At 39.7% G+C, this 26,564-nt stretch carries 21 protein-coding genes; 3 read left to right on the forward strand and 18 right to left on the reverse strand.

The genetic code is table 11. The features are described from left to right. The first annotated feature begins 103 nt into the window (after positions 1 to 103). Complete coding sequence (locus tag DSY56_RS11825) at positions 104 to 250, forward strand: hypothetical protein (protein ID WP_200832375.1); 147 nt, start codon at positions 104 to 106, stop codon at positions 248 to 250. Between the two features lie 121 nt (positions 251 to 371). Here DSY56_RS11825 and DSY56_RS04635 read toward each other — a convergent pair whose 3' ends face one another. The 14 genes from DSY56_RS04635 to hprK all read right to left on the reverse strand — a co-directional run bounded on the left by DSY56_RS04635 (position 372) and on the right by hprK (position 20,151). Further along, complete coding sequence (locus DSY56_RS04635; protein ID WP_112444120.1) at positions 372 to 1,676, reverse strand: RsmF rRNA methyltransferase first C-terminal domain-containing protein; 1,305 nt, start codon at positions 1,674 to 1,676, stop codon at positions 372 to 374. Further along, positions 1,677 to 2,450, reverse strand: coding sequence for an inositol monophosphatase family protein (locus DSY56_RS04640; RefSeq protein WP_112444122.1), 774 nt, complete (start codon positions 2,448 to 2,450; stop codon positions 1,677 to 1,679). Next, entirely contained in the window at positions 2,440 to 2,718 is a 279-nt protein-coding gene (locus DSY56_RS04645) for a UPF0223 family protein (RefSeq protein WP_112444124.1), read from the reverse strand. Before DSY56_RS04645 ends, DSY56_RS04640 begins: the two co-directional genes overlap by 11 nt. Next, positions 2,718 to 3,119 (reverse strand): Spx/MgsR family RNA polymerase-binding regulatory protein, encoded by a 402-nt coding sequence (locus tag DSY56_RS04650; protein WP_000631259.1) that lies wholly within the window; start codon positions 3,117 to 3,119, stop codon positions 2,718 to 2,720. Before DSY56_RS04650 ends, DSY56_RS04645 begins: the two co-directional genes overlap by 1 nt. 209 nt (positions 3,120 to 3,328) lie before the next feature. Next, positions 3,329 to 3,946, reverse strand: a complete 618-nt coding sequence (locus tag DSY56_RS04655) for a TIGR01906 family membrane protein (RefSeq protein ID WP_112444126.1) — start codon at positions 3,944 to 3,946, stop codon at positions 3,329 to 3,331. After that, entirely contained in the window at positions 3,936 to 4,709 is a 774-nt protein-coding gene (locus DSY56_RS04660) for a TIGR01457 family HAD-type hydrolase (protein ID WP_112444128.1), read from the reverse strand. Before DSY56_RS04660 ends, DSY56_RS04655 begins: the two co-directional genes overlap by 11 nt. 10 nt (positions 4,710 to 4,719) lie before the next feature. Further along, positions 4,720 to 5,457: an acyl-ACP thioesterase domain-containing protein gene (locus tag DSY56_RS04665; protein ID WP_112444284.1), complete on the reverse strand. Its 738-nt coding sequence runs from the start codon at positions 5,455 to 5,457 to the stop codon at positions 4,720 to 4,722. Between the two features lie 4 nt (positions 5,458 to 5,461). After that, positions 5,462 to 6,592, reverse strand: a complete 1,131-nt coding sequence (hemW, locus tag DSY56_RS04670; RefSeq protein WP_112444131.1) for a radical SAM family heme chaperone HemW — start codon at positions 6,590 to 6,592, stop codon at positions 5,462 to 5,464. Positions 6,593 to 6,767: 175 nt separating this feature from the next. Continuing rightward, entirely contained in the window at positions 6,768 to 17,318 is a 10,551-nt protein-coding gene (locus tag DSY56_RS04675) for a YSIRK-type signal peptide-containing protein (RefSeq protein ID WP_112444133.1), read from the reverse strand. 37 nt (positions 17,319 to 17,355) lie between these two features. Continuing rightward, on the reverse strand, positions 17,356 to 17,493 hold the full coding sequence (locus tag DSY56_RS11830) for a hypothetical protein (protein WP_160109908.1): 138 nt from the start codon (positions 17,491 to 17,493) through the stop codon (positions 17,356 to 17,358). Between the two features lie 146 nt (positions 17,494 to 17,639). Further along, entirely contained in the window at positions 17,640 to 18,035 is a 396-nt protein-coding gene (locus DSY56_RS04680) for a YtxH domain-containing protein (RefSeq protein ID WP_112444135.1), read from the reverse strand. A 15-nt stretch (positions 18,036 to 18,050) separates the two neighbouring features. Then, on the reverse strand, positions 18,051 to 18,434 hold the full coding sequence (locus tag DSY56_RS04685) for a DUF948 domain-containing protein (RefSeq protein WP_112444137.1): 384 nt from the start codon (positions 18,432 to 18,434) through the stop codon (positions 18,051 to 18,053). Beyond that, the gene (lgt, locus tag DSY56_RS04690) at positions 18,435 to 19,223 is read right to left on the reverse strand and encodes a prolipoprotein diacylglyceryl transferase (protein ID WP_112444139.1); all 789 of its coding nucleotides are present in this window, start codon (positions 19,221 to 19,223) and stop codon (positions 18,435 to 18,437) included. It lies immediately after the preceding gene. Beyond that, positions 19,216 to 20,151: an HPr(Ser) kinase/phosphatase gene (gene hprK / locus DSY56_RS04695; RefSeq protein ID WP_166731227.1), complete on the reverse strand. Its 936-nt coding sequence runs from the start codon at positions 20,149 to 20,151 to the stop codon at positions 19,216 to 19,218. The genes lgt and hprK overlap by 8 nt, the downstream gene beginning before the upstream one ends. Before the next feature lie 96 nt (positions 20,152 to 20,247). Between hprK and DSY56_RS12290 the strand changes: the two genes are divergently transcribed. After that, positions 20,248 to 20,439 (forward strand): hypothetical protein, encoded by a 192-nt coding sequence (locus tag DSY56_RS12290; RefSeq protein WP_112444143.1) that lies wholly within the window; start codon positions 20,248 to 20,250, stop codon positions 20,437 to 20,439. A 39-nt stretch (positions 20,440 to 20,478) separates the two neighbouring features. Here DSY56_RS12290 and rpsU read toward each other — a convergent pair whose 3' ends face one another. Beyond that, the gene (gene rpsU, locus DSY56_RS04705) at positions 20,479 to 20,655 is read right to left on the reverse strand and encodes a 30S ribosomal protein S21 (protein WP_000048054.1); all 177 of its coding nucleotides are present in this window, start codon (positions 20,653 to 20,655) and stop codon (positions 20,479 to 20,481) included. A gap of 151 nt (positions 20,656 to 20,806) precedes the next feature. Beyond that, positions 20,807 to 21,514: a glucosamine-6-phosphate deaminase gene (locus tag DSY56_RS04710; protein WP_112444145.1), complete on the reverse strand. Its 708-nt coding sequence runs from the start codon at positions 21,512 to 21,514 to the stop codon at positions 20,807 to 20,809. A gap of 150 nt (positions 21,515 to 21,664) precedes the next feature. Between DSY56_RS04710 and queA the strand changes: the two genes are divergently transcribed. Then, entirely contained in the window at positions 21,665 to 22,693 is a 1,029-nt protein-coding gene (gene queA, locus DSY56_RS04715; RefSeq protein ID WP_112444147.1) for a tRNA preQ1(34) S-adenosylmethionine ribosyltransferase-isomerase QueA, read from the forward strand. 571 nt (positions 22,694 to 23,264) lie between these two features. On the opposite strand, the gene DSY56_RS11840 is transcribed toward queA, so the two are convergent. Together DSY56_RS11840 and DSY56_RS04745 are read right to left on the reverse strand one after the other, a co-directional pair. Then, positions 23,265 to 25,217, reverse strand: coding sequence for a PspC-related protein choline-binding protein 1 (locus tag DSY56_RS11840; RefSeq protein WP_160109909.1), 1,953 nt, complete (start codon positions 25,215 to 25,217; stop codon positions 23,265 to 23,267). 631 nt (positions 25,218 to 25,848) lie between these two features. After that, positions 25,849 to 26,400 carry a GNAT family N-acetyltransferase gene (locus DSY56_RS04745; RefSeq protein ID WP_112444149.1) on the reverse strand — a complete coding sequence of 184 codons (552 nt, stop codon included), beginning with the start codon at positions 26,398 to 26,400 and terminating at the stop codon, positions 25,849 to 25,851. Positions 26,401 to 26,564 lie beyond the last annotated feature (164 nt).

A 26,564-nucleotide genomic window follows, 5' to 3' on the forward strand; every position in this document is an offset into this window, starting at 1 on the left:
TGTTTTTCTCCTTGAAAATAATGGTGAATGGTTTGAATTTTTTCAACTATTTATTTATGTTTTTCTTTTGAAAATTGGGAGCCAACTAAAGTTCTTATACTCAATGAAAATCAAAGAGCAAACTAGGAAACTAGCCGCAGGCTGCTCAAAACACTGTTTTGAGGTTGTGGATAGAACTGACGAAGTCAGTAAGCATACATACGGAAAGGCGATGTTGACGCGGTTTGAAGAGATTTTCGAAGAGTATTAGCTTGGTTTAACTAGAAATTTGCTTAGTTACCTTTCCACCAATTTTGACTTAAAATGAAAGACAATTTGAAAAAAATCCATACTTCCACTATAACATAGACAAGCTACTTTGACTAGCATTTTCACTTGAATCTGAGGCCTTTAGGAAAATAATTTTTCAAACCATTTCCAGTCACCTTAGCAAAGCCCAAGCCATTTCCTTGAACTAAAACTTGGTACCAACCATTTGGCAGACTTTCCACCAGCTGAACGGTTTCTCCAGCGACATACTTTACAAACGCTTCTTGGTCAATTTCAACCGACTGCTTGACCTGACTCGGTTTCAAGGCTAGACCAAGAGCAAAACTAGGCTCAAAGCGTTTCTTCTTAAAGGTACCCAGATGCAGTCCATTCCGAGCAATCTTGAGTTTCCCTAAATCTGGCAAAAGTTCTGGCAGGAGATAGAGTTGGTCTCCAAAAGTCTGCAAGATACCCCTTAGATTGACCTTCAAATGTTTTTGGGCAAATTCCTGCCACAAAGTAACTTGTTCACGGCTGAGATTACTCTTACTTGCCTTACATTTAGGTGCTGGATTGTCACCCTTAAACTGTAGATGGGCTACAAACTGACCCTCTCCCTTAAAATGATGAGGATACATCCGAGCCGTTTCTGGCAGGTCAATACCAGCTACCATTCCATTGATATGCTCTACTGGCAGCAAATCAAAATCATACTCTTCCAGCAACCAATTGACAATCTCCTCGTTTTCCTCAGGAGCCCAGGTACAGGTTGAATAAACCAAGCGACCACCTTCAGCTAGCATAGTCACCGCATCCGCTAGAATTTCTCTTTGCAAACTTGCACATTGGCTCGGATAATCAAGGCTCCAATAGTCCATAGCATCTGGTTGCTTACGGAACATCCCTTCCCCTGAGCAAGGGGCATCTAGGACAATGAGGTCAAAATAGCCCTTAAAAACCTTGGCCAAGCGGTCAGCAGATTCATTGGTCACCACGACATTTGTCGCTCCAAAGCGCTCCATGTTTTCTACTAAAATCTTAGCCCGTTTGCTTGAAATTTCATTGGAAACAAGGAGACCCTCTCCTGCTAGATAGGCTGCCAGTTGGGTTGATTTGCCACCTGGAGCAGCGGCTAAATCCAAGACCTTCATTCCAGGACTGGGTTGGGCTACCTGAGCCACCATCTGGGCAGCGGGTTCTTGCGAATAAACCAAGCCAGTAGCATGCTCAGGCGATTTCCCTGAAACCTTCCCATAGTGACCCCAAGGAGTTTGAGGAATGGAATCAGGAAAGGAAACTGGCGCTTCTTTTAAAGGATTGACCCGAAAAGCCGAAACCGCTTCCTCCTCAAAAGAGGCAAGAAAATCTCTTGCCTCATCTCCTAGTATCTCTTCATATTTTTCAACAAATCCTTCTGGAAATTGCATTTAAGTTCTTTTCCTTTCGTAAATATAGGACTGAATTTCCTCCAGCATCTCAAGAGGCACCATCATGACCGGCTGTCTGGTTTGAAAATCAGGAGCTTTACCAGAAAGGGTCACCACCCGATAGCCCAGACCTTCCCCTAAAATACTAGCTGCAGCATAATCCCATGGTTGCAGATAAGTGACATAGGTCAATAAACGCCCTGACAAAATCTTGGCAAAACTAATGGCCGCACTCCCATAGACACGAACACCAAGTACTGCTCGACTCAAATCAGCCAGCCCCCATTCGTTGGTTTCCAGCATGCCACTATTTCCCGCAATGAGAAAATCTCCAAGTGGTTTGGCTTTAAAGGGAGCTAGGAGCTTATCGTTTCGACAAACTGGAAAGGCTCCACCACCATGGTAACAATCCCCTTTGACAACATCATAAATCAGTCCAAACTGCCCCTGACCATTTTCAAAATAAGCCATCATGACAGCAAAATCTTCCTGCTGAGCCACAAAATTATTGGTACCATCAATGGGATCAATGACCCAAACCTTGCCCTCTTGAACCGAGGCTCGCAGACAACCTTCTTCAGCACAAATCTTATCCTCAGGATAACGAGACAAAATCTCACCAACCAAGAGCTCCTGAACTTCCTTGTCCAGTCTGGTCACTAAATCTGTTGGAGAGGACTTGGTCTCAACACGCAAGTCTTCCTGCATATGGTCAAGGATGTACTGGCCCGCCCTCTTGACAAGCTCTTTGGCAAATTCAAATTTACTTTCCAAGAGAAATCTTTCCTTCCCCTTTTTCCTTGGCAGCCTGAACCGCTCGGTAAAGCGAATAGCCACTAACTGTTTCAAATTCTCGTCCCAAACGTTTCTCTTCGCTCTTGCTTGGCACAACCGCTTTGAATCCCTTATAGGAGCCCAGTAACTTTTGAGCCTCTACCTTGCTTTCATAGGCAGCTTCAACATCATTAAAAAAAGAAAGCACTGAAGCAAGTTCTTCAGTGCTCCACGACAAATCTAGTGGGTAACTATACTGTTTGTTCATTAACTAATACCAGCTCTCATTCTTGCTTCTTTTAGCTCTTGCTTACGGTAACTACGAGGGAGAAAAGCACGAATCTCATCTTCATTAAAACCGATCTGCATACGTTTAGCATCGATAATAATTGGACGACGCAAAAGACTAGGATACTGCTCAATCAAATGAAGTAATTCCGATACCGAAATACTCTCTACATCAATATTCAATTTTTGAAAAATTTTTGAACGAGTTGAAATGATGTCATCAGTACCATTTTCGGTCAAGGAAAGGATGTGTTGCAATTCTTTTCTTGTTAAAGGACTGGTCATAATATTGTGTTCCACAAAGGGAACCTTATGTTTTTCTAACCAGGCCTTAGCCTTACGACATGATGTACAGCTCGGTGATAGAAATAGTGTAATCATGCTTTTCTCTTCTTATCTATACTTTGCTACTTCTATTATACAAAAAAATAAAGCGCTTGACTAGAGATTTTTAGAAAAAAAGCCTATTTTTTCAAGAAAAATAGACTGTTCGCGAACGATTGATACAATTGGATTTGGTTAATTCACTCTTAACAATGATTTCAAATGATATACATTTTTATATATATAAATTAAAAACATCTTTCTTTTCACTTCTTACGACTTTTTAGACACAGATAGCCAAAGAAGCTTTCATAGAGGGCAAAAAAGAGAAGAAAAGCATGAAGGAAAAAGGTCTCTGGCAAAATCAGAATAACTGAATCCTTGGCTGGATCAAAAAGCCAGGTATCATCTCCCACAAAGAGAATTTGATGGAAAAGAGTAAAAAATTGGTCAAAACCAATCAAAACTCCCCCAAGACCAATCACCAAAGGCAAAACTACTAGAGTCAGAAGTCCCTTACTAAATAAAGATAAAAAGCCCTTTTTCACAATCCCTTTGACAAAGACATAGAAACTTGGTAATGTCACTAGAGCAACTAGTTGAACTAGATGAAAGAGGTCCTTGACCACCGCAAAATGGTGCAGCCCAGCTGCTGACGAACGAAAATCTGGCATCTGCAAGACCTGACTAAAAGGATCGGTCAGGTAATCCATCAAGATATGAAAGTTGTATTGAATGGTTTCTGGTTTTAAATAGACCCTATCCATTAAGTTCAACCACTGAATTTCCAGCGGATAAAAAATCCAAGCCAAATAAATGGTCAAAAGGATTGAGAGGGAGAGGAGAAAGAGCATAGAGCTCCAAAAGGTCAGTTTAGTTTTCATCAAAATCCCACTCCGCAAGACTAGAAACCACATGTGTCGGTGCGATTAGAAGGTCTGCTACTTCTTCTGCCTTAGTAAAACCTGTTGTCACTAAGAGCGTTGGAATGCCATTGTCAATCCCTGCTCGAATATCAGTCAGGTAATTGTCCCCAACCATGATTAATTCTTCACGTTCCAAGCCTAAGTGCTCAACCGCCTTGTCCATAATGATGGCATTTGGTTTTCCGATATAAACAGGCTTCACTCGTGTTGCTACTTCAAGAAGGGTAATCAGTGAACCAGCACCTGGCAAAAGCCCTCGTTCTGTCGGGATGTTGAGGTCTGGATTAGTTCCGATAAAGTGAGCACCCTTTTGGATAGCCAGAGTTGCTGTCGCAAATTTTTCATAGTCGACTTGCCAGTCCAGACCTACTACCACATAGGCAGGATTATCCTTGTCTTCCACATAACCAGCCGCCTTGATGGCTTCCTTGAGCCCTGCTTCTCCGATGACATAGACCGTCTTTTCAAGACCCAAGTCATTCATATAGTCGATAGTCGCCAAAGTAGCTGTGTAGACAGTCGATAGGGGCGTATCGATATTAAAATTCTGAGCCAACATCTCCTGAACACTCTCTGGAGTGCGGGTTGTATTGTTGGTCACAAAGAGATAGGGAATGTCCCGCTTTTGCAATTCATGGACAAAAGCCTCTCCTGCTGGAATTCGGTCTTTCCCCTTATAAATGGTTCCGTCTAAATCAATTAAATAGCCTTTATATTTCATCTATTTCTCCCTAATCCTTTTTTATTTCTTGCCAAGCGATGATAGCTTGGGCATTGGTCGCACCGTCGCTTGTAATCTCATGCTTGCTTTCCAGTCCAGTCCGTTCAACATCCGATGTAATCACCCCACCTGGTCGAACTTCCTTGACATACTTGAGGTTAATTTTTTGGGGAATATAGTGGGTCAAAAAGTCCGCTCCCATGATCTCAAAAATCCAGTCCAAGTATTTACTGTTATTGACATGACCATTCATATCCAAATCGTAAAAACGAACATGGTAATCCTTACTGATTGGCTCTTCCAAGGACTCATACTTTGGCCCGCGGATAAGTTTTTTATCAAAATCAGACTGGTAAGGAGCCACAATCTCAGGTTCGACAGCATGGACTTTTCGACTGTCTCGATCCATGAGAACAAAGGTCGCCATCATGTAGATAAGGTCCTGCCCCGCTTCATCATAAATGGTAAAGCGACGGTAGCAAAAGAGTCGATTGTAGCTCAGGGCTTCCGTTTCGATGGTAATTTCTTCCGCAAAACGAGGCAAACGAACCACCTCAATATCGTATTCTGTGATAATCCAGACCAGATTATAGTTTTCCAAAATGGCCTTATCACTAACTCCCAGTTCAATCGACTGCATCCCTGAAACTTGCAGGGACAGCAAAATCACATCTGGAAGCTTGATATGACCGTTCATATCAGCCATATCAAAAGGAATTTTCATTTTCATTTGATAAGTTAAGCCCATCATCCTACTCCAAAATAAATCGTTCTGCTACGATGTCTCCTAAAAAGAGACCTCTTTTTGTCATGCGCACGCGATCACCGTCTATTTGCATGAGACCTTGTTGAACCAAGTCTCTGACAATTTCTCCATAAAGTCCATCGAAAGACCGTCCAAATTTTTCTTCAAATCGCGCCATAGAGACCCCTGATTTCTTGCGGAGCCCCAAGAACATTTCTTCTTCCATTTGCTCCTTTTGACTCAGGTGCTCTTCTGTGATGCGAGCATTACCTTCCTCAACTGCACTGAGATAATGACGAATGGGACCATGATTTTTATAGCGCACTCCATTGACATAACCAGATGCTCCAGCACCGATGCCATAGTATTCAGCATTGTCCCAGTACATGAGATTGTGACGACTTTCAAAACCGGGTTTGGAGAAATTGGAAATCTCATAATGCTCAAAACCAGCTCGCTCCAGCGCTGCGATGATGTACTCAAACATCTCAGCTTCCAGTTCCTCCTTAGGCAGAGGTAATTTCCCTCGTCGCATACGATTCATAAAGACCGTGTGATTTTCCAAAATCAAGCTATACAGACTCATATGGGGAATATCCAACCCAATGGCTTTAGCCACATTTTCCTTGACCTGCTCCATGGTCTGACCAGGCAACGCATAAATCAAGTCGATAGAGATATTGTCAAAACCAGCCAATTTCAGGCGGTCGATATTTTCATAAATATCCTTCTCCAAATGACTGCGCCCAATCTTTTTCAGCATTTTGTCGTCAAAGGTTTGCACACCTAGCGAAACACGATTGACAGCCGAGTTCTTCAAAACAGCAATTTTATCCGCATCCAAGTCCCCTGGATTTGCCTCAATGGTCAACTCTTCTAAGACAGACAGGTCCAAGTTTTTAGTCAAGCCCTTCAATAACACCTCTAGTTGCGTAGCCGACAGGGCTGTCGGTGTTCCACCACCGATATAGAGGGTTCTCAACTTTTGAATATCATAAGAACGAAACTCTTCTAACAGATGCTCTAAATAACTGTCGACTGGCTGATTCTTGATAAAAACTTTTGAAAAGTCACAATAATAACAAATCTGGGTACAAAATGGAATGTGCACATAGGCTGACGTTGGTTTTTTCTGCATAGTAATTATTATACCACAAAAGCGAACAATACTTAGAATTCCCTTTAACAAAATCCTAGCATTGTTCGCTTTCTTTATCTAAACATTCTTTGTATTTTATGACGAACACGATTCCCAGAACCAATCTAGTTTGTCTTTACAATACAAAAGAATGAATGTTCATTTGACTAAATTTTTAGTCTTCTTTTTTCTTTCTAAGAGCAAGTCCGAGACCACTTAGAATACCAAGAAGTCCTAGAGATGCAAGAGTCGCATTTGATTCTGTTCCTGTATTTGGCAATACATTTTGAGAATCATTTGATTTAGCTCCGTTATCACTAGCATCTGTAGTATCTTCATGATCTGCATTCGGTGTAACTGCATCTGGAATTGGAGTTGTTGGTGCAGGCATAGGCGCAGGTGTATCTTGACCAGAACCTCCATTAGTGTCAGGTTTGACTGGCGTATCAGGTGTCACTGGTGCAACTGGATTTGTATCTGTTGGTGTTGCTGGTGTTACCTTAGCTGGAGTTTCTACTGGAACTTCTACAGCTGGTTGACCTGGTTCAGTAATCTTACCTGTACCTGGAACTTTACCGTCTGGTAATTCACTGTTTGGTATTGTAGCTTTTCCGTCTTGTCCAATTATTACGACAATTGGTGTGCCATTCTTACCTGGAATTTCTACCTTCGTTCCTGGTGGATATGTTGAACCGTCTGGTTTCTTAGGCGTTACTGTAACGTCACCTGTATTTGGATCTTGATAAACATCTAGTGTTGGTATCTTACGGGCTGGGGTTGTTACAATTACTTCTACAGGATCTTTTCCTGGTTCAGTAATCGTTCCTTTTCCTGGTTCTATTCCATCTGGTAAATCTTTATTAGGTATAGTTCCTTTTCCGTCTTTTCCAATTATTACGACGATAGGTTTACCATTCTTACCTGGTATTTCTACCTTAGTATTTTCTGGATATAGTGTTCCATCTGGTTTCTTAGGTGTTACCGTCACATCCCCTGTATTTGGATCTTGATTCAACTCTACTGTTGGTGTCTTACGAGCTGGGGTTGTTACATCCACCGGATTAGATGGTTTCTTACCTGGTTCTGTTACGGTTCCTTTTCCTGGTTTAGCTTCTTTTGGAAGTTGGTCATTTGGAACTGTTCCTGAGCCATCTTTTCCAATTGTCACTACTATAGATGTTCCATTTTCTCCTGGAATTTTCACCCTACTACCTTCCGGATACGTTGTTTTATCTGTTTTCTTCTTCGGTGTGACGACTGCATCTCCATTTGGTTTTATTGTGATTTCAATTGTACCTAATTCTGCCGTTTCTGGCGCAGTAGGATCAATTTTTTTCGGTGTTTCTACCTTAACTTCAACTGTTGTCTTACCTGGTTCCTTAATCCTACCTGTTCCTGGAGTATCTTCATCAGGTAAATCATTATTTGGAACTGTTCCTGTTCCATCATTTCCGATTGGTACAACGATTGGCTTGCCATCTTTCCCTGGAATTTCTACCGTAGTTCCTGGTGGATATGTTGTTCCATCTGGTTTTTTCGGTGTGACGGTGACATTTCCTGTAGCTGGATCTTGTGTCAGCTCTACTGTTGGAGTCTTACGAGCAGGTGTCGTTACAGCTACTGGTTGTGACGGTTTCTTATTCGGCTCTGTTACAATTCCTTTTCCTGTGACAGCTTCTTTTGGAAGTTTATCATTTGGAACTGTTCCTGAGCCGTTATCTCCAATCGTTACAATAATAGATGTTCCATTTTCTCCTGGAATCACAACCTTAGTTCCTGATGGATATGTTGAGCCATCTGGTTTCTTAGGTGTAACTACTGCATCTCCATTTGGATTTCTTGTAATTTCAATCTTACCTGATTGGTCTGTTTGAGGAGCGATTGGATTGATTTTACCTGGCGTTAGCACCTGAGCTTCCGTAGTTGGTTTTCCTGGTTCTGTAATCTTACCTGTTCCAGGTACATTTCCATCTGGTAAGTCGTTATTTGGAACTGTTCCTGTTCCACCTTGTCCGATTTCTACTACAATTGGATTACCATTTTTACCTGGTATTTCGACCTTAGTTCCTGGTGGATATGTTCCTCCACCTGGCTTCATAGGAATCACTGTTACATCTCCAGTTTTTGGATCTTGATCCAAACGTATAGTTGACGGCTTACGAGCAGGCGTTATCACATCCACTGGTTGTGACGGTCTAGCTCCTGGCTCTGTTACTATTCCTTTTCCTGGCACTTCATCTTTTGGAAGTTTGTCATTCGGAACTAATCCAAAACCATCTTTTCCGATTGTCACAACAATAGGTGTTCCATTTTCTCCTGGAATTTTCACAGTCGTTCCTGCTTGATATGGTGTTCCATCTGGTTTCTTAGGTGTAACAATCGCATCTCCATTTGGTTTTCTTGTGATGTCAATTTCAGTTGGTTGTTCTGTAGCTGGATGATTTGGATTGATTTTTTTCGGTGTTTCTACCTTAACATCTATCTCAGGTTTACCATCTTCTTTAATCTTACCTGTTCCTGGAGTATCCTCATCAGGTAAATCATTATTCGGAACTGTACCTTTGCCATCTTTGTCAAGTGTTACTTCAATAGTTTTTCCATCTTTTCCTGGAATTTCTACCCTCGTTCCTGGTGGATATGTTGTTCCATCTGGTTTCTTCGGTGTTACCGTTACATCTCCTGTGTTTGGATTTTGTTCCATTTCCACTGTTGGTGTCTTACGAGCTGGTGTTGTTACAGCCACTGGTTGTGACGGTTTCTTATTCGGTTCTGTTACTGTTCCTTTTCCTGGTACTTCATATTTTGGAAGTTGGTCATTCGGTACTTCTCCTGAACCATTTTCTCCTATCGTTACTACGATGCTTGTTCCATTTTCTCCTGGAATTTTCACTTTAGTATCTTTAGGATAATTTTTTCCATCTGTGGTCTTAGGTGTAACTACAGCATCTCCGTTTGGTTTTCTTGTGATTTCAATTGTCCCTACTTGTGCTGTTTCTGGCGCACTAGGGTCAATTTTTTTCGGTGTTTCTACCTTAATCTCTACCTCTGGTTTACCATCTTCTTTAATCTTACCTGTTCCTGGAGTATCTTCATCCGGTAAATCATTATTAGGAACTTTTCCTGTACCATCTTTTCCAATTGTTACAGTGATTGGATTTCCATCTTTCCCTGGAATTTCTACCTTAGTTCCTGATGGATATGTTGTTCCATCTGGTTTTTTCGGTGTTACTGTGACATCTCCAGTTTTTGGATCTTGATCTAATTGTAGTGTTGGAACCTTTTTAGCTGGTGTTGTAATATTCACTGGTTGTGATGGTTTTTGATTTGGTTCTGTAATGATAGCTGTTCCTGGTACATCTCTTTCTGGTAAATCACCATTTGCAACTGTACCTGAACCATTTTCACCGATTACTACATCAATCGTTTTTCCATCTTTGCCTGGGATTGTTACAGTAGTTCCTGTAGGATAGTTTGAGCCATCTATTTTCTTCGGTGTTACTGTAACATCTCCTGTGCTTGGGTTTTGAGTCAACTCTACCGTTGGTGTCTTACGAACTGGCGTTGTTACATCTACTGGTTTTGATGGTTGTTTGTTTGGTTCTGTTACGACACCTTGTCCTGGTACTTCACCTTTTGGAAGTTGATCATTTGGTACTGTTCCAAAACCTTTGTCACCTATCGTTACTACTATTGTTGTTCCATTTTCACCTGGAATTTCTACCTTCGTATCTTTAGGGTACGGTTTTCCGTCTGGTTTTTTCGGTGTAACAATTGCGTCTCCATTTTTCTCACGTGTAATAGTTATTTCCACAGGAGTTTGTGTTGTAGCAACTTTTGGATCTGTTCCGTTTTTCTTTTCTTCCTCATCTGAAATTCCATCATTATCATCATCTTTATCTGTCACATCTGGATCTCCATCTCCATCTGTATCACGTTGAATAATAACTGGAACTTCTACTCGAATTTCCTCATCACCATTCTTAACTTTAACTGGAATGGTGATTTTACGTTCTTCATCACTACCCCAATTAGTTACGCTCGGTGTTCCTGTTAATTTACCATCTTTATCAACACTTAATCCATTTACTGGGTTTTCTGTTGTAATTGTTGAACCGTCTTTATTCGGTGTGACAACTTTCGCTAATGTTGAAGGAACTGGTTTCTTCTCTGTAACTTTAGTTGGATCTGAAACTTTTGCAGTTAGGTTGTTTGCATTTTTCGGATCTGTTCCATTTGCTTTTTCAACTTCATCTGGAATTCCATCGTTATCATCATCTGTATCTGTAACATCTGGATCTCCGTCTCCATCTGTGTCACGTTGGATTGTTACTCGAACTGTTACGTCTTTTTCTTCCGTTACTTCTTCTTTACCATTTTCTGTGAATTTTTCTACAACTTTAGTAACTTTAACCGGAATGTCGATAGGGCGTTCTTCTTCCTCTTTATCCCAATCATTTACTGTTGGGATTCCTTCCAGTTCGCCTTTATCATTGACTTTTAGTCCGTTCACTGTTCCATTTGGGGCGTTTGTTACAATCGTTGAACCTTCTTTATTTGGAGTTACAACTTTTATTGGAGTAACTGGTTGTTTCTCCTTCACTTTGTCTGGATTTGTAACTGCTACTTCTAAATCATTTGCAGCTTTTGGATCTGTTCCGTTTGTATCCTCTACAGTGTCTGGGATTCCATCGTTATCATCATCTGTGTCTTCTGAATCTGGGATTCCATCATTATCTGTATCACGTTGGATTGTTACTGGAACTTTTACTATGATTTCTTTATCACCATTTTTTACTTTAACCGGAATTAAGATATGACGTTCTTCTTCGTCTTTTTTCCAATTATCTACTGACGGTGTTCCTTCTAAGTTACCTTCATTATTGACTTTCAAGCCATTCATTGGATTTTCTGTCGTAATTGCTGAATTTGGCATATTCGGTGTGACAACTTTTGTTGGAGTTACTGGTTTTTTCTCTTTAACTTTAGTTGGTGAAGCAACTATTGCTGTTAGATTATCAGGAACTTTTGGATTTGTTCCATTACTTTTCTCTACTTCATCTGGAATTCCATCATTATCATCATCTGTATCTAAAACGTCTGGTGTTCCATCTCCATCTGTATCACGTTGGATTGTTACTGGAACTTTAACGGCAACAGTTTCTATAACATTTTCTTTACCATCTTTCTTTCTCGTTACTGTAACCGGAATGTTGATAGTTTTTTCTTCATCATCGCCCCAATTGTCCACTGTTGGAGTTCCTGTTAATTTACCTTCTCCATTAACTGTCAGACCGTTCACTTCTGGCGTAGTTGTAGTAATTGTTGCATCTTTTTTATTTGGAGTGACAACTTCTTTTGGAGTAACTTCTTTTTTCTCCAGCACTACATTCGGTTTTGTAACTTTCACACTTAGTCCGTCTGCAGTTTTTGAATCTGTTCCATTATTCTTTTCATCTTCATCTGAAATTCCATCGTTATCATCATCTAAATCGTCAACGTCCGGAGTTCCATCGTTATCTGTATCACGTTGGATTGTCACTGGAACATGTACCGTAACTTCCTCTTTTGGAGTTCCTTCTTTTTCTCTCGTAATTTTAACAGGAATTGTGATATTACGTTCTTCTTCTCCGCCAACCCAATCATTTACGGTTGGTGTTCCTTCTAATTTACCTTCTCCATTCACTTTCAATTCATTTACTGGATTTTCTGTTGTAATTGTTGAACCTTCTTTATTTGGCGTTACAACTTTTGGTAAAGTCGTCGGTACTGGAGTTTTTTCTTTCACTTTAGCTGGAGCTGTAACGATTCCTGTCAGACCATTTGCTACTTTTGGATCTGTTCCATTTCTCTTTTCATCGTCATCTGAAATTCCATCGTTATCATCATCTGTATCTGTCACATCTGGATTGCCATCTCCGTCTGTATCGCGTTGGATTTTAACCGGTACACTTACATTAGCTTCTTCCGAATCCTTCTTAACTTTTACTGGGATAGTAATATCACGTTCTTCTTCACCTTCACCCCAAGAGTCTACTTTTGGAGTTCCTGTTAAACTTCCATTATTATCAACGGTTAATCCATTTACAGAAGCTGGTGTTTCAATCGTTGATCCTGTCTTATTTGGTGTAACAACTCCTGGTTCAGTCACTTGTTTATTCTCAGTAACAGTAGATGGTTTTACTGCTCCTGTTAGACCATATGAGGTTGGCTTGTCTGGTTTATCAAAAATCTTTGGATCTGTTCCCTTTGCCTTTTCTTCCTCATCCGTAATTTTGTCACCGTCATCATCTGGATCTGTAGTGTCTGGTTCTCCATCTCCATCCGTATCACGTAAAATTGTAACTGGTACGCTTACTGTGATTTCTTCGTTTCCATTCGTAACTTTAACTGGAATTGTGATAGCACGTTTTTCTTCGTCTTTGCCCCAATTTTCTACTTTTGGCGTTCCTGTTAATTTACCTTCTCCATTAACTGTTAATCCATTCACTTCATCTGGCGTTGCAATCGTTGAACCCTCTTTATTTGGTGTGACAACTTTTTTAGAGTCAACTGCACGTTTCTCCAAAACTTCATTTGGTTTCGTAACTTCTGCTGTCAAATTCGTAGGTACACTAATATTTACACTAACGTTATCTGTTGTTTTATCTGGATACTCTACCACAACAACTGCCGAGACAGTTTGTCCACCTTGGCTCGTATCTGGTGGCGTTAACCAATGATATTTTGTTCCTTGTGGCAAATCTTGTTTGTTTCCAATACTATCTTCTGCGTTAGGTGTTGAGTTTTTAGGAACTGTTCGATTGATTCCTACTGGGTTATACTTGTCATTTTGTCCTTTAACTACAATTTCAATTGTTTTTTCAGCCTTATTATCATTCTTATCATAAGCTGTAATCGTTACTTTTGTTACTCCTGAGGCTCCAGTTGGAGTTCCTACGATTTGATTATTTTCAAATTTCAATCCATCTGGTAAGTCTTTTACTTCGATTGGAGTATCTTCACGCATTCCAACTCCACCATCGTTATCTTTAGCTGTTACTGGAATTGGTATAATTTCCTCACGATTTGTAACTGTAGCTCCATTAGCTGAAATCGTTGGTGCTGTTCTATCACGTGGTGTTACATCAAATGAGAAAATCACTGGTGTAGCTTTATTTCCTGCATCATCTGTTGCGTTAAATATAATTGTATTTTGTTTACCAACATCTTCAGCTATAGTATTAATTGTAATCTCTATTTCTTTTTCTTTTTCTGTATTTTTCACATATCTAGACGACACTACTCCTGTTGTTCCAACATTGTACCTCTTAAAATATTTAGCTAAAAATTCAGTCGCTTCAAAAGTAACATTTTTATCATCTTTTGCTTTTACTCTAAATGTTATAGTTTCGCCTTCTACTACTTTTAGGTTGTTAGCAGATAGTGTTAAAATAGGTGGTTCATTATCCGGTTTTATTGCAGTTGCTTTTGCTGGTTCTGAATCATCACTCGTTCCATTTTTGGTGATAGCTGTTACAACTGTTTCATTTTTTACTTTTTCAGCAGGGATTGTAATTTCACCTGTGTCTTCATTGATGTTGATTTCTGGATCATCTGAAATCCATTGATTAAATGGATTTTTTGTTCCTACTACTGTTTTTGGTGAATCATCTTCTCCTGTGTAAGTAACCGTAATTTTATCTGCTTTGGTTGGATCTTGTGGTTTTGCTGTTACAGACCCATCCTCATTTGCTACTACTATTGGTTTTTCTGGTTTTGGTGCTCTTGCTGTTTCTGTTGCTGGGTCTGAGTCAACACTATTTCCATTTTTTGTGATAGCTGTTACTACGGTATTATCTCTTACCTTATCAGCTGGAATTGTAATTTCACCTGTATTAGAATCAATAGTTACACCTGGATTGTTCACAACAGTCCATGTACCATCATTTCCTTTATTACCTACTACCGTTACATTTGTTCCATCTTCGTCTTTATAAGTAACCGTAATTTTATCTGCTTTGGCTGGATCTTGTGGTTTTGCTGTTACATTACCGTTATTTGGTGCAGTTAAGATTGGTTTTTCAGGTTTTGGTGCTTTTGCAGTTGCTTTGGCTGGAGCTGATTCATCACTGTTTCCATTTGTTGTTACTGCTGTTACTTCTGTATTGTCTTTGACTTTATCAGCTGGGATTGTGATTTCACCAGTACTTGCATCAATTTGAACGTCTGGATTGTTCACAACAGTCCACGTTCCATTTCCACCTTTATTTCCTTCAGCCGTCTTATTAGAACCATCTTCTCCTGTGTAGCTAACTTTAATTTTATCTACTTTTGTTGAATCTTGCGGTTTAGCTGTTACAGATCCATCTTCTTTTGCTGTTGCTGATGGAGCTTCTGGAGTTTGAGCTTTATCTTCTAAAACATGTACAGGAGCATCCACAATATACGTTCCACGCTCTGGAATAATCACTTCGACTTTACCATACACAGGTCTATCTGGTGCTGTAGCTTTTGATACATCTGGATCTTTAAACCAACGGTATGTTGTACCAGCAGGTAACTCTTTTGTATTAGCAATACTATTAATTGCATCTGGAACGACACCTTTATTAGTTGTTTGCTCTTTAGATACTGGTTTAAGATTATATTTAGCTGCTTCGTCTGGTTTCAACGGTAATACACCGATAATTGCATTTTCACCAGTTCTATAGCGTCTATATCCACCCTCTGTATATCCTCCATAAGCAAGGAATGGGTCATTGGCTAGACGTTTTTTTATTTCGTCAAGCATAGGGTTATTAGTGTTTTTATCTCCCCAATCCGACATAATACTATCATTTAGCTCTTTTCCTTCAAGAATTTTCGTCTTGAAAGTAATAATTGAACGTTGCCCTGCAACTACGTTCATTCTGTCTTCTATAACACCTCGAACAAGATTGTATTCAAGACCATCTTTACGAATCCCCAATATATCACTAACACGAGAAAAGGCATCGTTGTTAGGTTCTGTACCATCTCCGCTATTTTTACGATAAATATTAAACCTCCAATTATTCAGTCTAGTACCAACCTCTGGGTTTATATATTTAAGCCATCCGTCTACATTTTCAGTATAAGCCGCCCCTGAACGTCGGACGCCATCTTTTACATAAGCACGAAAAGCAGAGTGTTCATACTCCCATGCTGATGCACTAACATAATCCTTATGGAAGGTCTGTTTTCCATCTTGGTATTTTGTATACGTAAATTCATAAGGATCTCCAACCGTACGTGGAATCGCAAGTGAAATTTTTTTAGAAACACCAGCCAATCCATTTGGTCTTGGCCCTGAATCTAATATCCAGTAATAATATTTATCCCCATTATTTTCAATACGCATTTCACGGTAAACACGAATATTGTCATAGGCTTGATCAGCAGTTCCCTTACTTACGAAGGCATATTGTTTTGTATCTGGAGAGAACACGTCACGATGTGAATAGTTAATCATAGGGTTTTTAATCCAACCAACCCCGAAGTCTGTTACTTTCGTGTTACGTACTGTACTTGTTCCACGACCAACTTCTTGACCATTCTTTTTGATAACAGTTGTAACAACCGCATCGTTTACCATTAAGTTCGTATCAACATTCACTGTAAAGTAACCATTTGTTTGCGATCTGGTAGTATAAGTTTTTCCTCCGACTGTTACTTCAACATCTGCTTCTGCCGCTGTGTATCCATCAACTTGAGCAATTCCTGCTAAACTATCATTAAAAGCTACTGTGTCTGTTTGTTTTACTGTAGTAGTAGTAACAGTTTGGCCATTAACCACTAATTCAACCACATCTCCAACTTCAATACCTGGAGCATTTAATTTGAAGGCTCCTGTGTCATCTAATTTAGAAGTCAGCACAGTTGTACCATTTCTCTTAATCTCAATTTTTGAAGATGGTGTTGCATATCCTGTAATAAATCCAGAGTTGGCTACAACGATTCCTAATTCACCACGTTTGGTATTTTTATCAATAGGTGCTGAGCGAAGATCAGATCCTTCTTCCATGGTTTCGCCATTACGTGAATCACGAGACCCAGTATTGGCAATCGTATTTTCACCTTCTTTTAAAACCTTCTTAGGCGCATTTATCTTAGGCATTGAAGATAATATAAACAATTTATCGCTAAGCGTTTTAGCTGCCGCATCAATTTCAGCTTGTGTTAATTCAAGACTATTGTTATTAAGCACACTATTAGCTGTTTCTAAATCTGCCTGGATTGCAGCAAGGGTCGAAGCTGGAGCTTTTTCTTTGTTGACTTTATCCAAGAGTTCTTGAACTTTTGTAATATTAGCTTGTAATTTAGTCTTATCTAATGTTTGTTTTTCAACTACCTCTTTATCAAGGGCAGTAGTCTCGTTTTCAGATGCATTCTCAGTTGAAGTTTCAGGTAGTTTCTCAGATAAAGTCTCAGCCGGATTCTCAGCAGTGGTTAGTGATTTTTCTTCTTTATCTGTAGTTAGAGAATCTTCTGTTTTAGGCAAATCTACTATTGTAGCAGTATGAGCATCTTCTTTACCTGGGATAACCGGTACTTCAGTCGTATCTGAAACTTGAGCCGCCTCAACTCGAACAGCCTGATGCCCAGACAAAAACATCAATGCCGCAACAGCTACTGAAGCAGCACCAAAGCTATATTTACGAATCGAAAAGCGCAGTACCTTTTCACCTTGCTGTCGATTTACTTTATACGAATTCGATTTGTGTTCCATTTCTCCTCCTAAGGAAAATATAATAAAAAAGCAATCTTTATAACTTCAACTCCTTAAAAAGAGTTAAGCTACAAAAATCACTATGATGATTGCTATAGGCAAATAACATCACAGCCATCACAGCCATCACAGCCATCACAGCCATCACAGCCATCACAGCCATCACAGCCATCACAGCTCAATTATACCAGTTTTACTATATTTACACAAATATAAAACGATTTATTCTATCAAATAAAGTTAAAAATTTTTATTTATTTATAAAATATCAACATGTTATATTATTACGAACAAAAAGAGAGGTTTCCCTCTCTGTCAAATCTAGATTTTTTCGTCTCTAATATCAATCACAATCTCTTCTGAGTCATCAAGAGTTTCGGCCTTTTCTTGCCATTGCTCTTTGAGATTATTGAATCGATCTTTTGATGCTTCTGTCGCTTGAAAAGCATAGGATTTAGCTTGAGCAAGTACACTGTCCACAGTGATTTCACCTGACTCAACCTGTTCTTTGGTTTTCAGAACGAAATCTGTAGCCTGCTCCTTAACTTCTGTCAGTTTTTCACAGACCTGCTCCTTGGCATACTCCGGATCTTCTCTCAAATCATCTATAAAATTTTGAGCCTGACTGCAAACTTGTTTGCCCTTATCGCTTGTTAAAAACAAGGCAAGAGCTGCACCTGAAACGGTTCCTAAAAGGATAGAGGATAGTTTACCCATAAGGATTCTCCTTTTTTATTTTTTTAAAAATTTACTTGCAAGACGAAGAGCTGACAAACTTGCCCCAGTCTTGAGTGTTTTTGAACCAGCTGATGAAGCTTTCTTGCTCAAGACACGCGCATGGTCATTGAGGTCTGAAACAGATAGAGATAAATCTGCAACAGCATTAAAGAGTGGATCAATCGTTGCCATCTTGACATTGATATCATCTGCCAAGACATTGACCTTAGCCAGCAACTCATTGGTATGATGCAAGGTCACATCCACATCTGAAGTCAAGGTTTTAATCGTCTTCTCTGTTTCATCGATAACACGTCCAAGCTTTTGTACAGTAATGATTAGATAGACTAAAAAGACAATCAAAGCTAGGGCAACAAGAATATATGCAACTTCTAACATTTAGTTTTCCTCCTCTGTAATATAGTAAGGGGCCTTCTTTCGATTTTGATATAGAATGATAAAAATACCCAGTCCGATAAGGACAACTGATAGCCATTGCGATACCCGAAGGCCAAAGAACATGAGACTATCTGTCCGCATGCCTTCGATGACCATACGACCGAAACCATACCAAATCAAGTAGAAAGCAGTGATATGACCTCGTCTGAGGCTCTTCCATTTTCGTCTCAATATCAGAATCAAGGCAAAGCCAAGCAGATTCCATAGAGACTCATAAAGGAAGGTCGGTTGACGGTAGCTCCCATCAATATACATCTGGTCACGGATAAAGGCAGGTAGATAATTCAGATTATCCACCGCTGCACCATAGGCTTCTTGGTTAAAGAAATTACCCCAGCGACCCAAACTTTGGGCAATCATGACGCTAGGCGCCGCAATATCTAGAAAATCCCAAGTATTGATGAGTTTACGATCAGCAAAGATATAGAGTACAAGGGCACCAGTAATCAAACCACCGTAGATGGCCAAACCACCATTCCAAATGGCAAAAATCTCTCCTACATTCTGACTATAGTAATCCAAACGGAAAATGACATAGTAGAGACGAGCTCCTAAAATAGCCAAAGGAAAGGCGATCAAGATAAAATCTAAAATATCGTCTGGTATGATCTTCTTTCTAGGCGCTTCTTTCATGGTCAAATAAACCGCAAGAATTAAGCCTGTCACAATACACAAGGCATACCAACGAATGGCTAGAGGTCCTAGTTGAATAGCAATTGGATCAAGCATTTTGCACCTCATTTCGAGCGATGAGATTTGTCAAGCGTTCTTCGAACAAACGGGTCGCATCAAAGCCCATTTCCTTGGCACGATAATTCATGGCAGCTGCCTCAATCACGACAGAAATATTACGACCTGTTTTAACTGGAATACGGATACGAGGAATGGCTACGCCAGAAATTTCAAGTTCCTCTGCATTGTTTCCAAGACGATCAAAGGTCTTATGCGTATCGTAATTTTCCAAATAGACAGCAAGCTGAACCTGTGAAGAATCCTTGACAGCACTGGCACCGTAGAGACTCATGACATCGATAATACCAACCCCACGAATTTCAATCAAGTGTTTCAAAATTTCAGCTGGTTCACCCCAGAGAGTAATCTCATCCTTGGCAAAGATATCGACACGGTCATCAGCTACCAAGCGGTGACCACGTTTGACAAGCTCAAGACCTGTCTCGCTCTTACCAATTCCACTATCGCCCTGAATCAAGACACCCATCCCATAGATATCCATCAAGACACCGTGTACACTGGTACGTTCTGCCAAACGAGAATCCAGATAGCTAGATAACTCTCCAGACAAACGACTAGTAGCTGTACGGCTGGTTAAAATGGCAATCTTACATTCTCTGGCTGCCTTTAACATTTCCTCTGGAACCACCAAACCACGGGCAACAATGACCGCAGGTGTCTCAGGTAGAAACATTTTTTTCAAAACTTCATAACGGCTGTTGGAAGGCATGCTGATCAGATAAGACCACTCCTTCATCCCCAAAAGTTGAATCCGCTCTGGCGTATAGTAGTCAAAATAGCCTGTCATTTCAAGACCGGGTCGCGTAATATCCGCTGTATTGATTTCCTTTTCAAGCAATTCTGGTTCGCCATAGACAATGTCTAGTCTAAGCTTTTCAATCACTTCTTTTACTAAAACCGACATCATTTCCTCCTTCAAATGAGTTCTTCTTTCTATTATATCAAATTGTCCTTAGAAGTTTCAGATTTTTGCAGGCTTTGAAGTATTTATTTATACTCAATGAAAATCAAAGAGCAAACTAGGAAACTAGCCGCAGGTTGCTCAAAACACCGTTTTGAGGTTGTAGATGAAACTGACGAAGTCAGCTCAAAGCACTGCTTTGAGGTTGTAGATGAAACTGACGAAGTCAGTAACCATATCTACGGCAAGGCGACGTTGACGTGGTTTGAAGAGATTTTCGAAGAGTATTAAAAGAAAAAGGACTAGATTTCTCCAGCCTTTCATTTCAAATTAGAATTTTTTACGTTTACGAGCTGCTTCTGATTTACGTTTACGTTTTACAGAAGGTTTTTCATAGAATTCACGTTTGCGTGTTTCTTGAAGAGTACCAGCTTTAGTAACCGCACGTTTGAAACGACGAAGTGCGTCGTCAAGAGATTCATTCTTACGTACTACTGTTTTAGACATTTTTTTCACTCCCTTCAAGTTCAAGATCTATTCTATTTTACACGTAAAAGGAATAATTGTCAAGAAAAAATGCGGTTTAATTTTGATTTTTTCTTCCATTTATATAAGAGTTTAAAGCACTCAGATAGAAGAAACTGAAGGGTTTCGTTTTTTATTTTTCAAGCAAGCTGAGCGCTTCAGCATCCGCGATAATGGTCACATCAGGGTGGTTTTGCAAGCTACTTGCTGGTAGAGACTCAGTCACTGGGCCAGACACTGTTCCGGCAATGGCTTCTGCTTTCGACTCACCGTAAGCAAAAAGAATAATAGACTTGGCATCCAAAATGTTTTTAATCCCCATTGAAATAGCTTGGGTTGGGACGTCTTCAATCTTGTCAAAGAAACGTGCGTTTGCTTCGATAGTAGACTGGTCCAGTTCTACTAGATGCGTTTGACTGTCAAATGGAGTGCCAGGCTCATTAAAGCCGATATGCCCATTGCGACCGATTCCCAAGATTTGCAGGTCAACTGGATGGTCAGCCAAAATTTGGTTGTAGCGTTCAACTTCAGCTTCAGCATGATCCTTAACCCCACGAGGCAAGAAACTTTCTTTAAATGGTTTTTGGTTGAACAAGTTTTCTTTCATGAAGTGACGGTAAGACTGTGGATTATCTCCATCAAGACCTACATACTCATCAAGGTTGACGCTGGTTAGATTTGAAAAATCGAGGTCACTTTCAACAATTTCCTTGTAAAATTCAAGTGGACTGCTTCCTGTCGCAAGTCCTAGGGTTTGAGCGCCGTTGGCCAATTTTTCCTTCAAAATCTCAAAAGCAACTTTTCCACCTTCGATTTGGTTTTCAACTTTGATAACTTTCATCTTTTCATCCTCCATTTCTATCTATATTTATTATATGGTATAGACCAATTTTTGTCAAGTGAAAACGATTTAATTTCTAAAAAAAGAGCGTCCAAACTTGAAACATGTTATAATGGATAAGATTAGAACTTAGAAAGAATGAACAGATATATGAATACAGCTGATTTTGATTTCCACTTGCCTGAGGAATTGATTGCCCAAACGCCCCTTGAAAAACGGGATGCCTCTAAACTCCTCATTGTCAACCGTGAGACGGGAGAAATGCAGGATAAACACTTCCACTCCATTATTGATATGCTGGAACCTGGTGATGCCCTCGTTATGAACGACACCCGCGTTCTCCCTGCCCGCCTCTATGGTCAAAAGGATGAAACAGGAGGCCATGTAGAGCTTCTCCTCCTCAAAAATACTAGTGGAGATGAGTGGGAAGTTCTGGCAAAACCTGCCAAACGCCTCAAGGTTGGTACTCGTGTCAGCTTTGGTGATGGTCGCCTCAGCGCTGTCGTTACGGAAGAATTGACTCACGGAGGCCGCATTGTCCGCTTTGAATACCAAGGAATTTTCCTAGAAGTCTTGGAAAGTCTGGGAGAAATGCCTCTGCCACCTTATATCCACGAAAAACTGGATGATCGTGAACGCTATCAAACGGTCTACGCTAAAGAAAGTGGCTCTGCTGCTGCACCGACTGCTGGTCTTCACTTCACCAAAGAACTGCTGGCAGAAATCCAAGCTAAGGGTGTTCATCTAGTCTATCTGACTCTTCATGTCGGACTCGGAACCTTTAGACCTGTTTCAGTTGACAATCTGGACGAACACGAAATGCACTCAGAATTCTACCAGCTTTCTGAGGAAGCAGCTGCCACCCTCCACTCTGTCAAAGAAAATGGTGGTCGTGTCATCGCTGTTGGAACTACTTCAATCCGCACACTGGAGACTATCGGTTCCAAATTTAATGGGCAAATCCAAGCAGATTCTGGCTGGACCAATATCTTTATCAAACCTGGCTATGAATGGAAGGTCGTGGATGCCTTCTCAACCAACTTCCACCTGCCAAAATCAACTCTGGTCATGTTGGTTTCTGCCTTTGCTGGCCGTGAATTAGTCTTAGATGCCTACCACCATGCCATCCAAGAACACTACCGCTTCTTCAGTTTTGGTGACGCCATGTTTATTTATTAAGAAAGAATTTCTCTAAATCTTCTAATACCAATAAATCGATAAGATATTATATCTACAATAGATTGCGTTGACTCTCCAAATTGATTCATCTATATTTTATTTCAACTCACTATATTTTCTTCGATATCTGCAAATCAAAATGCAAGACACATAAGTAGCACCATATTTGTTACTCTTATCTGTCCTCTCAAGAGACTATTATGAGTTGTTTCAGAATCATTCACTACTTTGACCCTGAATCTCCTTTGTCTCAAAATCAAAGACTTATACTCTTCGAAAATCTCTTCAAACCGCGTCAACTTCATCCACAACCTCAAAACAGTGTTTTGAGCTGACTTCGTCAGTTCTATCTACAACCTCAAAGCAGTGCGTTGAGCAACCTGCGGCTAGTTTGCTCTTTGATTTTCATTGAGTATTAAACAAAAAGTGAACAAACCTGAATTCTAATGTATAGAAGACTAGGTTTGTTCACTTTTTTATAGTCGCTATAAGATGAGCTTATCTATAGCTTTTTATACATAATTATATATCCAGACATACTATTATCAATTGTGTCGTAGGGAGGAATCTGTTAAAGCACCCATTCACCATTATCATTGACTCTATAGCCATCTATACTTGTATTGACCGCTAGCTCACCCGATGCATTTACATAATACCATTTACTACCAACTTGGAACCATTGATTGGCTTTCATAGAACCGTTGCTGTTGAGGTAGTACCATGAACCATTATTTTGTAGCCAACCTGTCTCCATGGAACCATTATCGTTTAGATAGTACCATAAACCATCAACTTGCTCCCAACCTGTCTCCATGGAACCATTATCGTTTAGATAGTACCATAAACCATCAACTTGCTCCCAACCTGTTGCCATGGAACCATCAGTATTATAAAAATACCACATAGCATTTTCTTGTTTCCAGCCTGTTGTTGGAGCAACTGGTTTAGCTGGTTCTACTGCTGCATCCGTTCCTTGATTAGATGTAACAGATACAGGATACGAAGGAATAGATGATTTCTTAGGAACAACAACTTTTTCAGGTTCTCTCGTCCCTCTCCTTATACGTCTTTTTACCATCTCCTTAGTAATTTGACGAGAAGTAGTTTCTTCAATTGTTCCATCACGTTCATCTACAGTATAGATTGTAGTAAGCGTAATTTCACCAATTTCTCCTGCTTCTTCTATTTCTTGACCTTTATCAAGAGTTGGGTCATCGAGATCTTCTGTTTCGATTGGAATTACTTGGACAAGAACTTGGGGCTTGGTTCCTTTTTTAACAACTCGTGTTTGAGAGTCTTCTTTTTGACTTAAAGTACTCTCAGTTACTTGTCCACTCTTTCCATCTACATCATAAGTTATCGTTGTAACTGTTTTCCCATTCTTTCCTAGAGTAATCTCTTTCTCCTGTCCTGCAGAAAGGTCATTGTCTGCTTCATATTTAGTAGCAAATGGAACAAGAACTTCTTCAACCTTGCTCTTGGCAGGAACTTTGATAACTGTGTCTGTCGGTTCTTTTCTGTCTACAGTAACCTTTTCGGTAACATGACCATTCTCTGAATTAACATCGTAGGTCCTTGTCGTAGTTACATAGCCATCCTCTCCATCAATCATCTCAATAGAAGCTCCTCGGTCTCTACTCTCATCTTTTTCATAACGGATGACACTTGTAGGAAGAACTTCACGCTCAACCTTACTTTTAGCTGGAACTTTGATAACTGTGTCTGTCGGTTCTTTTCTGTCTACAGTAACCTTTTCTGTGACCTTACCAGTCTCTGAATCAGCATCGTAGGTCCTTGTCGTGGTTACAGTTCCGTCCTCTCCGTCAATTGTAATAGGATTTTCACTACGGTCTTTAGTTTCATCTTTTTCAAAACGGATATTTGTACTTTTTTCGGTGATGCGTTTTTCTACCTTATCTTTAGCTGCAACTTTATAGATAATATCCTTTGATTCTTTTTCAATGGTGGATGTTGTTTCTCTAATTGTTACCTCACCTGTTTTATCATTTACATCATATGTTGTAGTAATTTTTCTAAGTCCATCTTCTCCATCACTTTCTGTTAAAACATTACTTCCAACAGGGCGAGTGGCATCTTTTATATATCTAATAAGAGAGCTAATCGTTTCGGTAACTACAGTAGGCTTTGTTCCCACTTTGATAACTTCTGTTTGAGGTTGAAGAATAACAACGTCAGATTTCTCGCTGACCAACTGTAAAGTTGTAGATGAATATGTTTTTACGGTAGCTTTTATTCCTTTTTTACCAGGTGTTTTTGTTTCTTTCGTTCCTTTAGGAAGATTGTCATCTCTTTCGTATATTGTTTCATAGGGGATATCTTTTCGGTTATCTTGGGTTTCAAAATTATCATCCAATTCACTTGTCACATCTGCCCCATCAGCATGAACAAAACTTGTATTCAGGATTCCTCCTAAAAATAAAGTTAGCCCGACTATCACAGAACCAAAAATCTTTCCGAGTTTACGTAATGCATAGCGCTTATTGGTATTAAATTTTTCCATTACATCCTCCTTCTAAAAGTTACTACTTCTAGTATAGCATCTTTTCTGGTAAATGTTAAACAATATATTTTGTATATTAAATAAGCTCAGAATGAGATATTGATTATTGAACTAACACTTCAACTATATCGTAATCAATCTCATATATAGAGGATTGCAGACATCTTATCTAAATACATGCTAATATATTTCGATACAAACATTCCAACTTGATAATTTTCACTCATCTTTCATCATTCCTTATACAACTATGCAGTAGCAATCGAATAGTTTGCTCATCAGAATGAGACTATTTTAATGTTAGATATTTTGATAGAAAAACATAAATAAAATTGGTGGAACTTAATTCCCTAACTCGATAGAGGATTCTATTTTAAATTTAACAACAGCTAGGATTACACTATAAAAAACATATTACCACCTGTTCGACTGGAGAATCTAGTCGATTAGCTCCCTCTTAGTTACAAGCTTAAAGCGATTTTTTAACTAATACTAAACAAGATTAAAGAAGGAACTAGAACATCTGTCTTGTGCTAATCAATATGCTATTTTAAAGTTGCAAATAAACTTGGGATGCCAATTATTATATTTACAATAAATAGTTGACTTCGATGGAAGCAGAAAAGAGAATTCACCAGTCTTCCCTACTTATCTGATAATAAATAAGATCCGCAAGATATCCTTTTCTCTCTGCACCATTGATAATAGTCTTTAGATAGGACATTCCAGCCTTCTCCATGACACGACCTGAAGCTGGATTGAGACTAGCATATCGTGCCTTAACTTTTTGAAATCCTACTTGAGTAAAGGAGAAGTCCAAGACAGCTTTCAAGGCCTCTGTTATAATTCCATGTCCCCAGTATTTCTTGCCGAGCACATAACCAATTTCACAAGAAGAATCGTTCTCATCTATTGCAACGATGCTGATATCTCCTATCACCTGCTCCGGGTTTTCTTTGAGACAAATGGCCCATTTGTAATAGTTGGGATTGGTATAGGAGACAATCCAATTTCGAATCGAGTTTCGAGTGATTTCGACATTAGAATGGGGATCCCAGGTGACATAGGTCAGATTCTCAGCGGATGAAGCCCAATTCTGAAACATAGCTTCTGCATCACTTTCCACAAATCTTCGCAAGGTTAAACGCTCTGTCTGTAATATTTGCGTACCGATAGATTTCATGATTCCGCCTCACTTCCTTATTTCTAGGCTCTTAGTAAAAAGACTAAACTCAGCAACAGCTAGAAAACGAGTTTTTGGTCTAATCCCTTGACGCAGTCGCTGTCTGGTTCGAAATGCGCTCTAGCAAGCTTTTTCAAACCTAGTCATCGTTGCGGGGGTGAGAC

Origin of the sequence: Streptococcus sp. 596553, assembly GCF_900411395.1 — a bacterium.
GTDB classification, from domain to species: domain Bacteria; phylum Bacillota; class Bacilli; order Lactobacillales; family Streptococcaceae; genus Streptococcus; species Streptococcus mitis_BA.

Coding starts and splice junctions, on each gene's coding strand:
- DSY56_RS11825 (WP_200832375.1), top strand. CDS start 104: ATGAAAATCAAAGAGCAAACTAGGAAACTAGCCGCAGGCTGCTCAAAA.
- DSY56_RS04635 (WP_112444120.1), bottom strand. CDS start 1,676: ATGCAATTTCCAGAAGGATTTGTTGAAAAATATGAAGAGATACTAGGA.
- DSY56_RS04645 (WP_112444124.1), bottom strand. CDS start 2,718: ATGAACAAACAGTATAGTTACCCACTAGATTTGTCGTGGAGCACTGAA.
- DSY56_RS04650 (WP_000631259.1), bottom strand. CDS start 3,119: ATGATTACACTATTTCTATCACCGAGCTGTACATCATGTCGTAAGGCT.
- DSY56_RS04655 (WP_112444126.1), bottom strand. CDS start 3,946: ATGAAAACTAAACTGACCTTTTGGAGCTCTATGCTCTTTCTCCTCTCC.
- DSY56_RS04660 (WP_112444128.1), bottom strand. CDS start 4,709: ATGAAATATAAAGGCTATTTAATTGATTTAGACGGAACCATTTATAAG.
- DSY56_RS04665 (WP_112444284.1), bottom strand. CDS start 5,457: ATGGGCTTAACTTATCAAATGAAAATGAAAATTCCTTTTGATATGGCT.
- hemW (WP_112444131.1), bottom strand. CDS start 6,592: ATGCAGAAAAAACCAACGTCAGCCTATGTGCACATTCCATTTTGTACC.
- DSY56_RS04675 (WP_112444133.1), bottom strand. CDS start 17,318: ATGGAACACAAATCGAATTCGTATAAAGTAAATCGACAGCAAGGTGAA.
- DSY56_RS04680 (WP_112444135.1), bottom strand. CDS start 18,035: ATGGGTAAACTATCCTCTATCCTTTTAGGAACCGTTTCAGGTGCAGCT.
- DSY56_RS04685 (WP_112444137.1), bottom strand. CDS start 18,434: ATGTTAGAAGTTGCATATATTCTTGTTGCCCTAGCTTTGATTGTCTTT.
- lgt (WP_112444139.1), bottom strand. CDS start 19,223: ATGCTTGATCCAATTGCTATTCAACTAGGACCTCTAGCCATTCGTTGG.
- hprK (WP_166731227.1), bottom strand. CDS start 20,151: ATGTCGGTTTTAGTAAAAGAAGTGATTGAAAAGCTTAGACTAGACATT.
- DSY56_RS12290 (WP_112444143.1), top strand. CDS start 20,248: ATGAAAATCAAAGAGCAAACTAGGAAACTAGCCGCAGGTTGCTCAAAA.
- rpsU (WP_000048054.1), bottom strand. CDS start 20,655: ATGTCTAAAACAGTAGTACGTAAGAATGAATCTCTTGACGACGCACTT.
- DSY56_RS04710 (WP_112444145.1), bottom strand. CDS start 21,514: ATGAAAGTTATCAAAGTTGAAAACCAAATCGAAGGTGGAAAAGTTGCT.
- queA (WP_112444147.1), top strand. CDS start 21,665: ATGAATACAGCTGATTTTGATTTCCACTTGCCTGAGGAATTGATTGCC.
- DSY56_RS11840 (WP_160109909.1), bottom strand. CDS start 25,217: ATGGAAAAATTTAATACCAATAAGCGCTATGCATTACGTAAACTCGGA.
- DSY56_RS04745 (WP_112444149.1), bottom strand. CDS start 26,400: ATGAAATCTATCGGTACGCAAATATTACAGACAGAGCGTTTAACCTTG.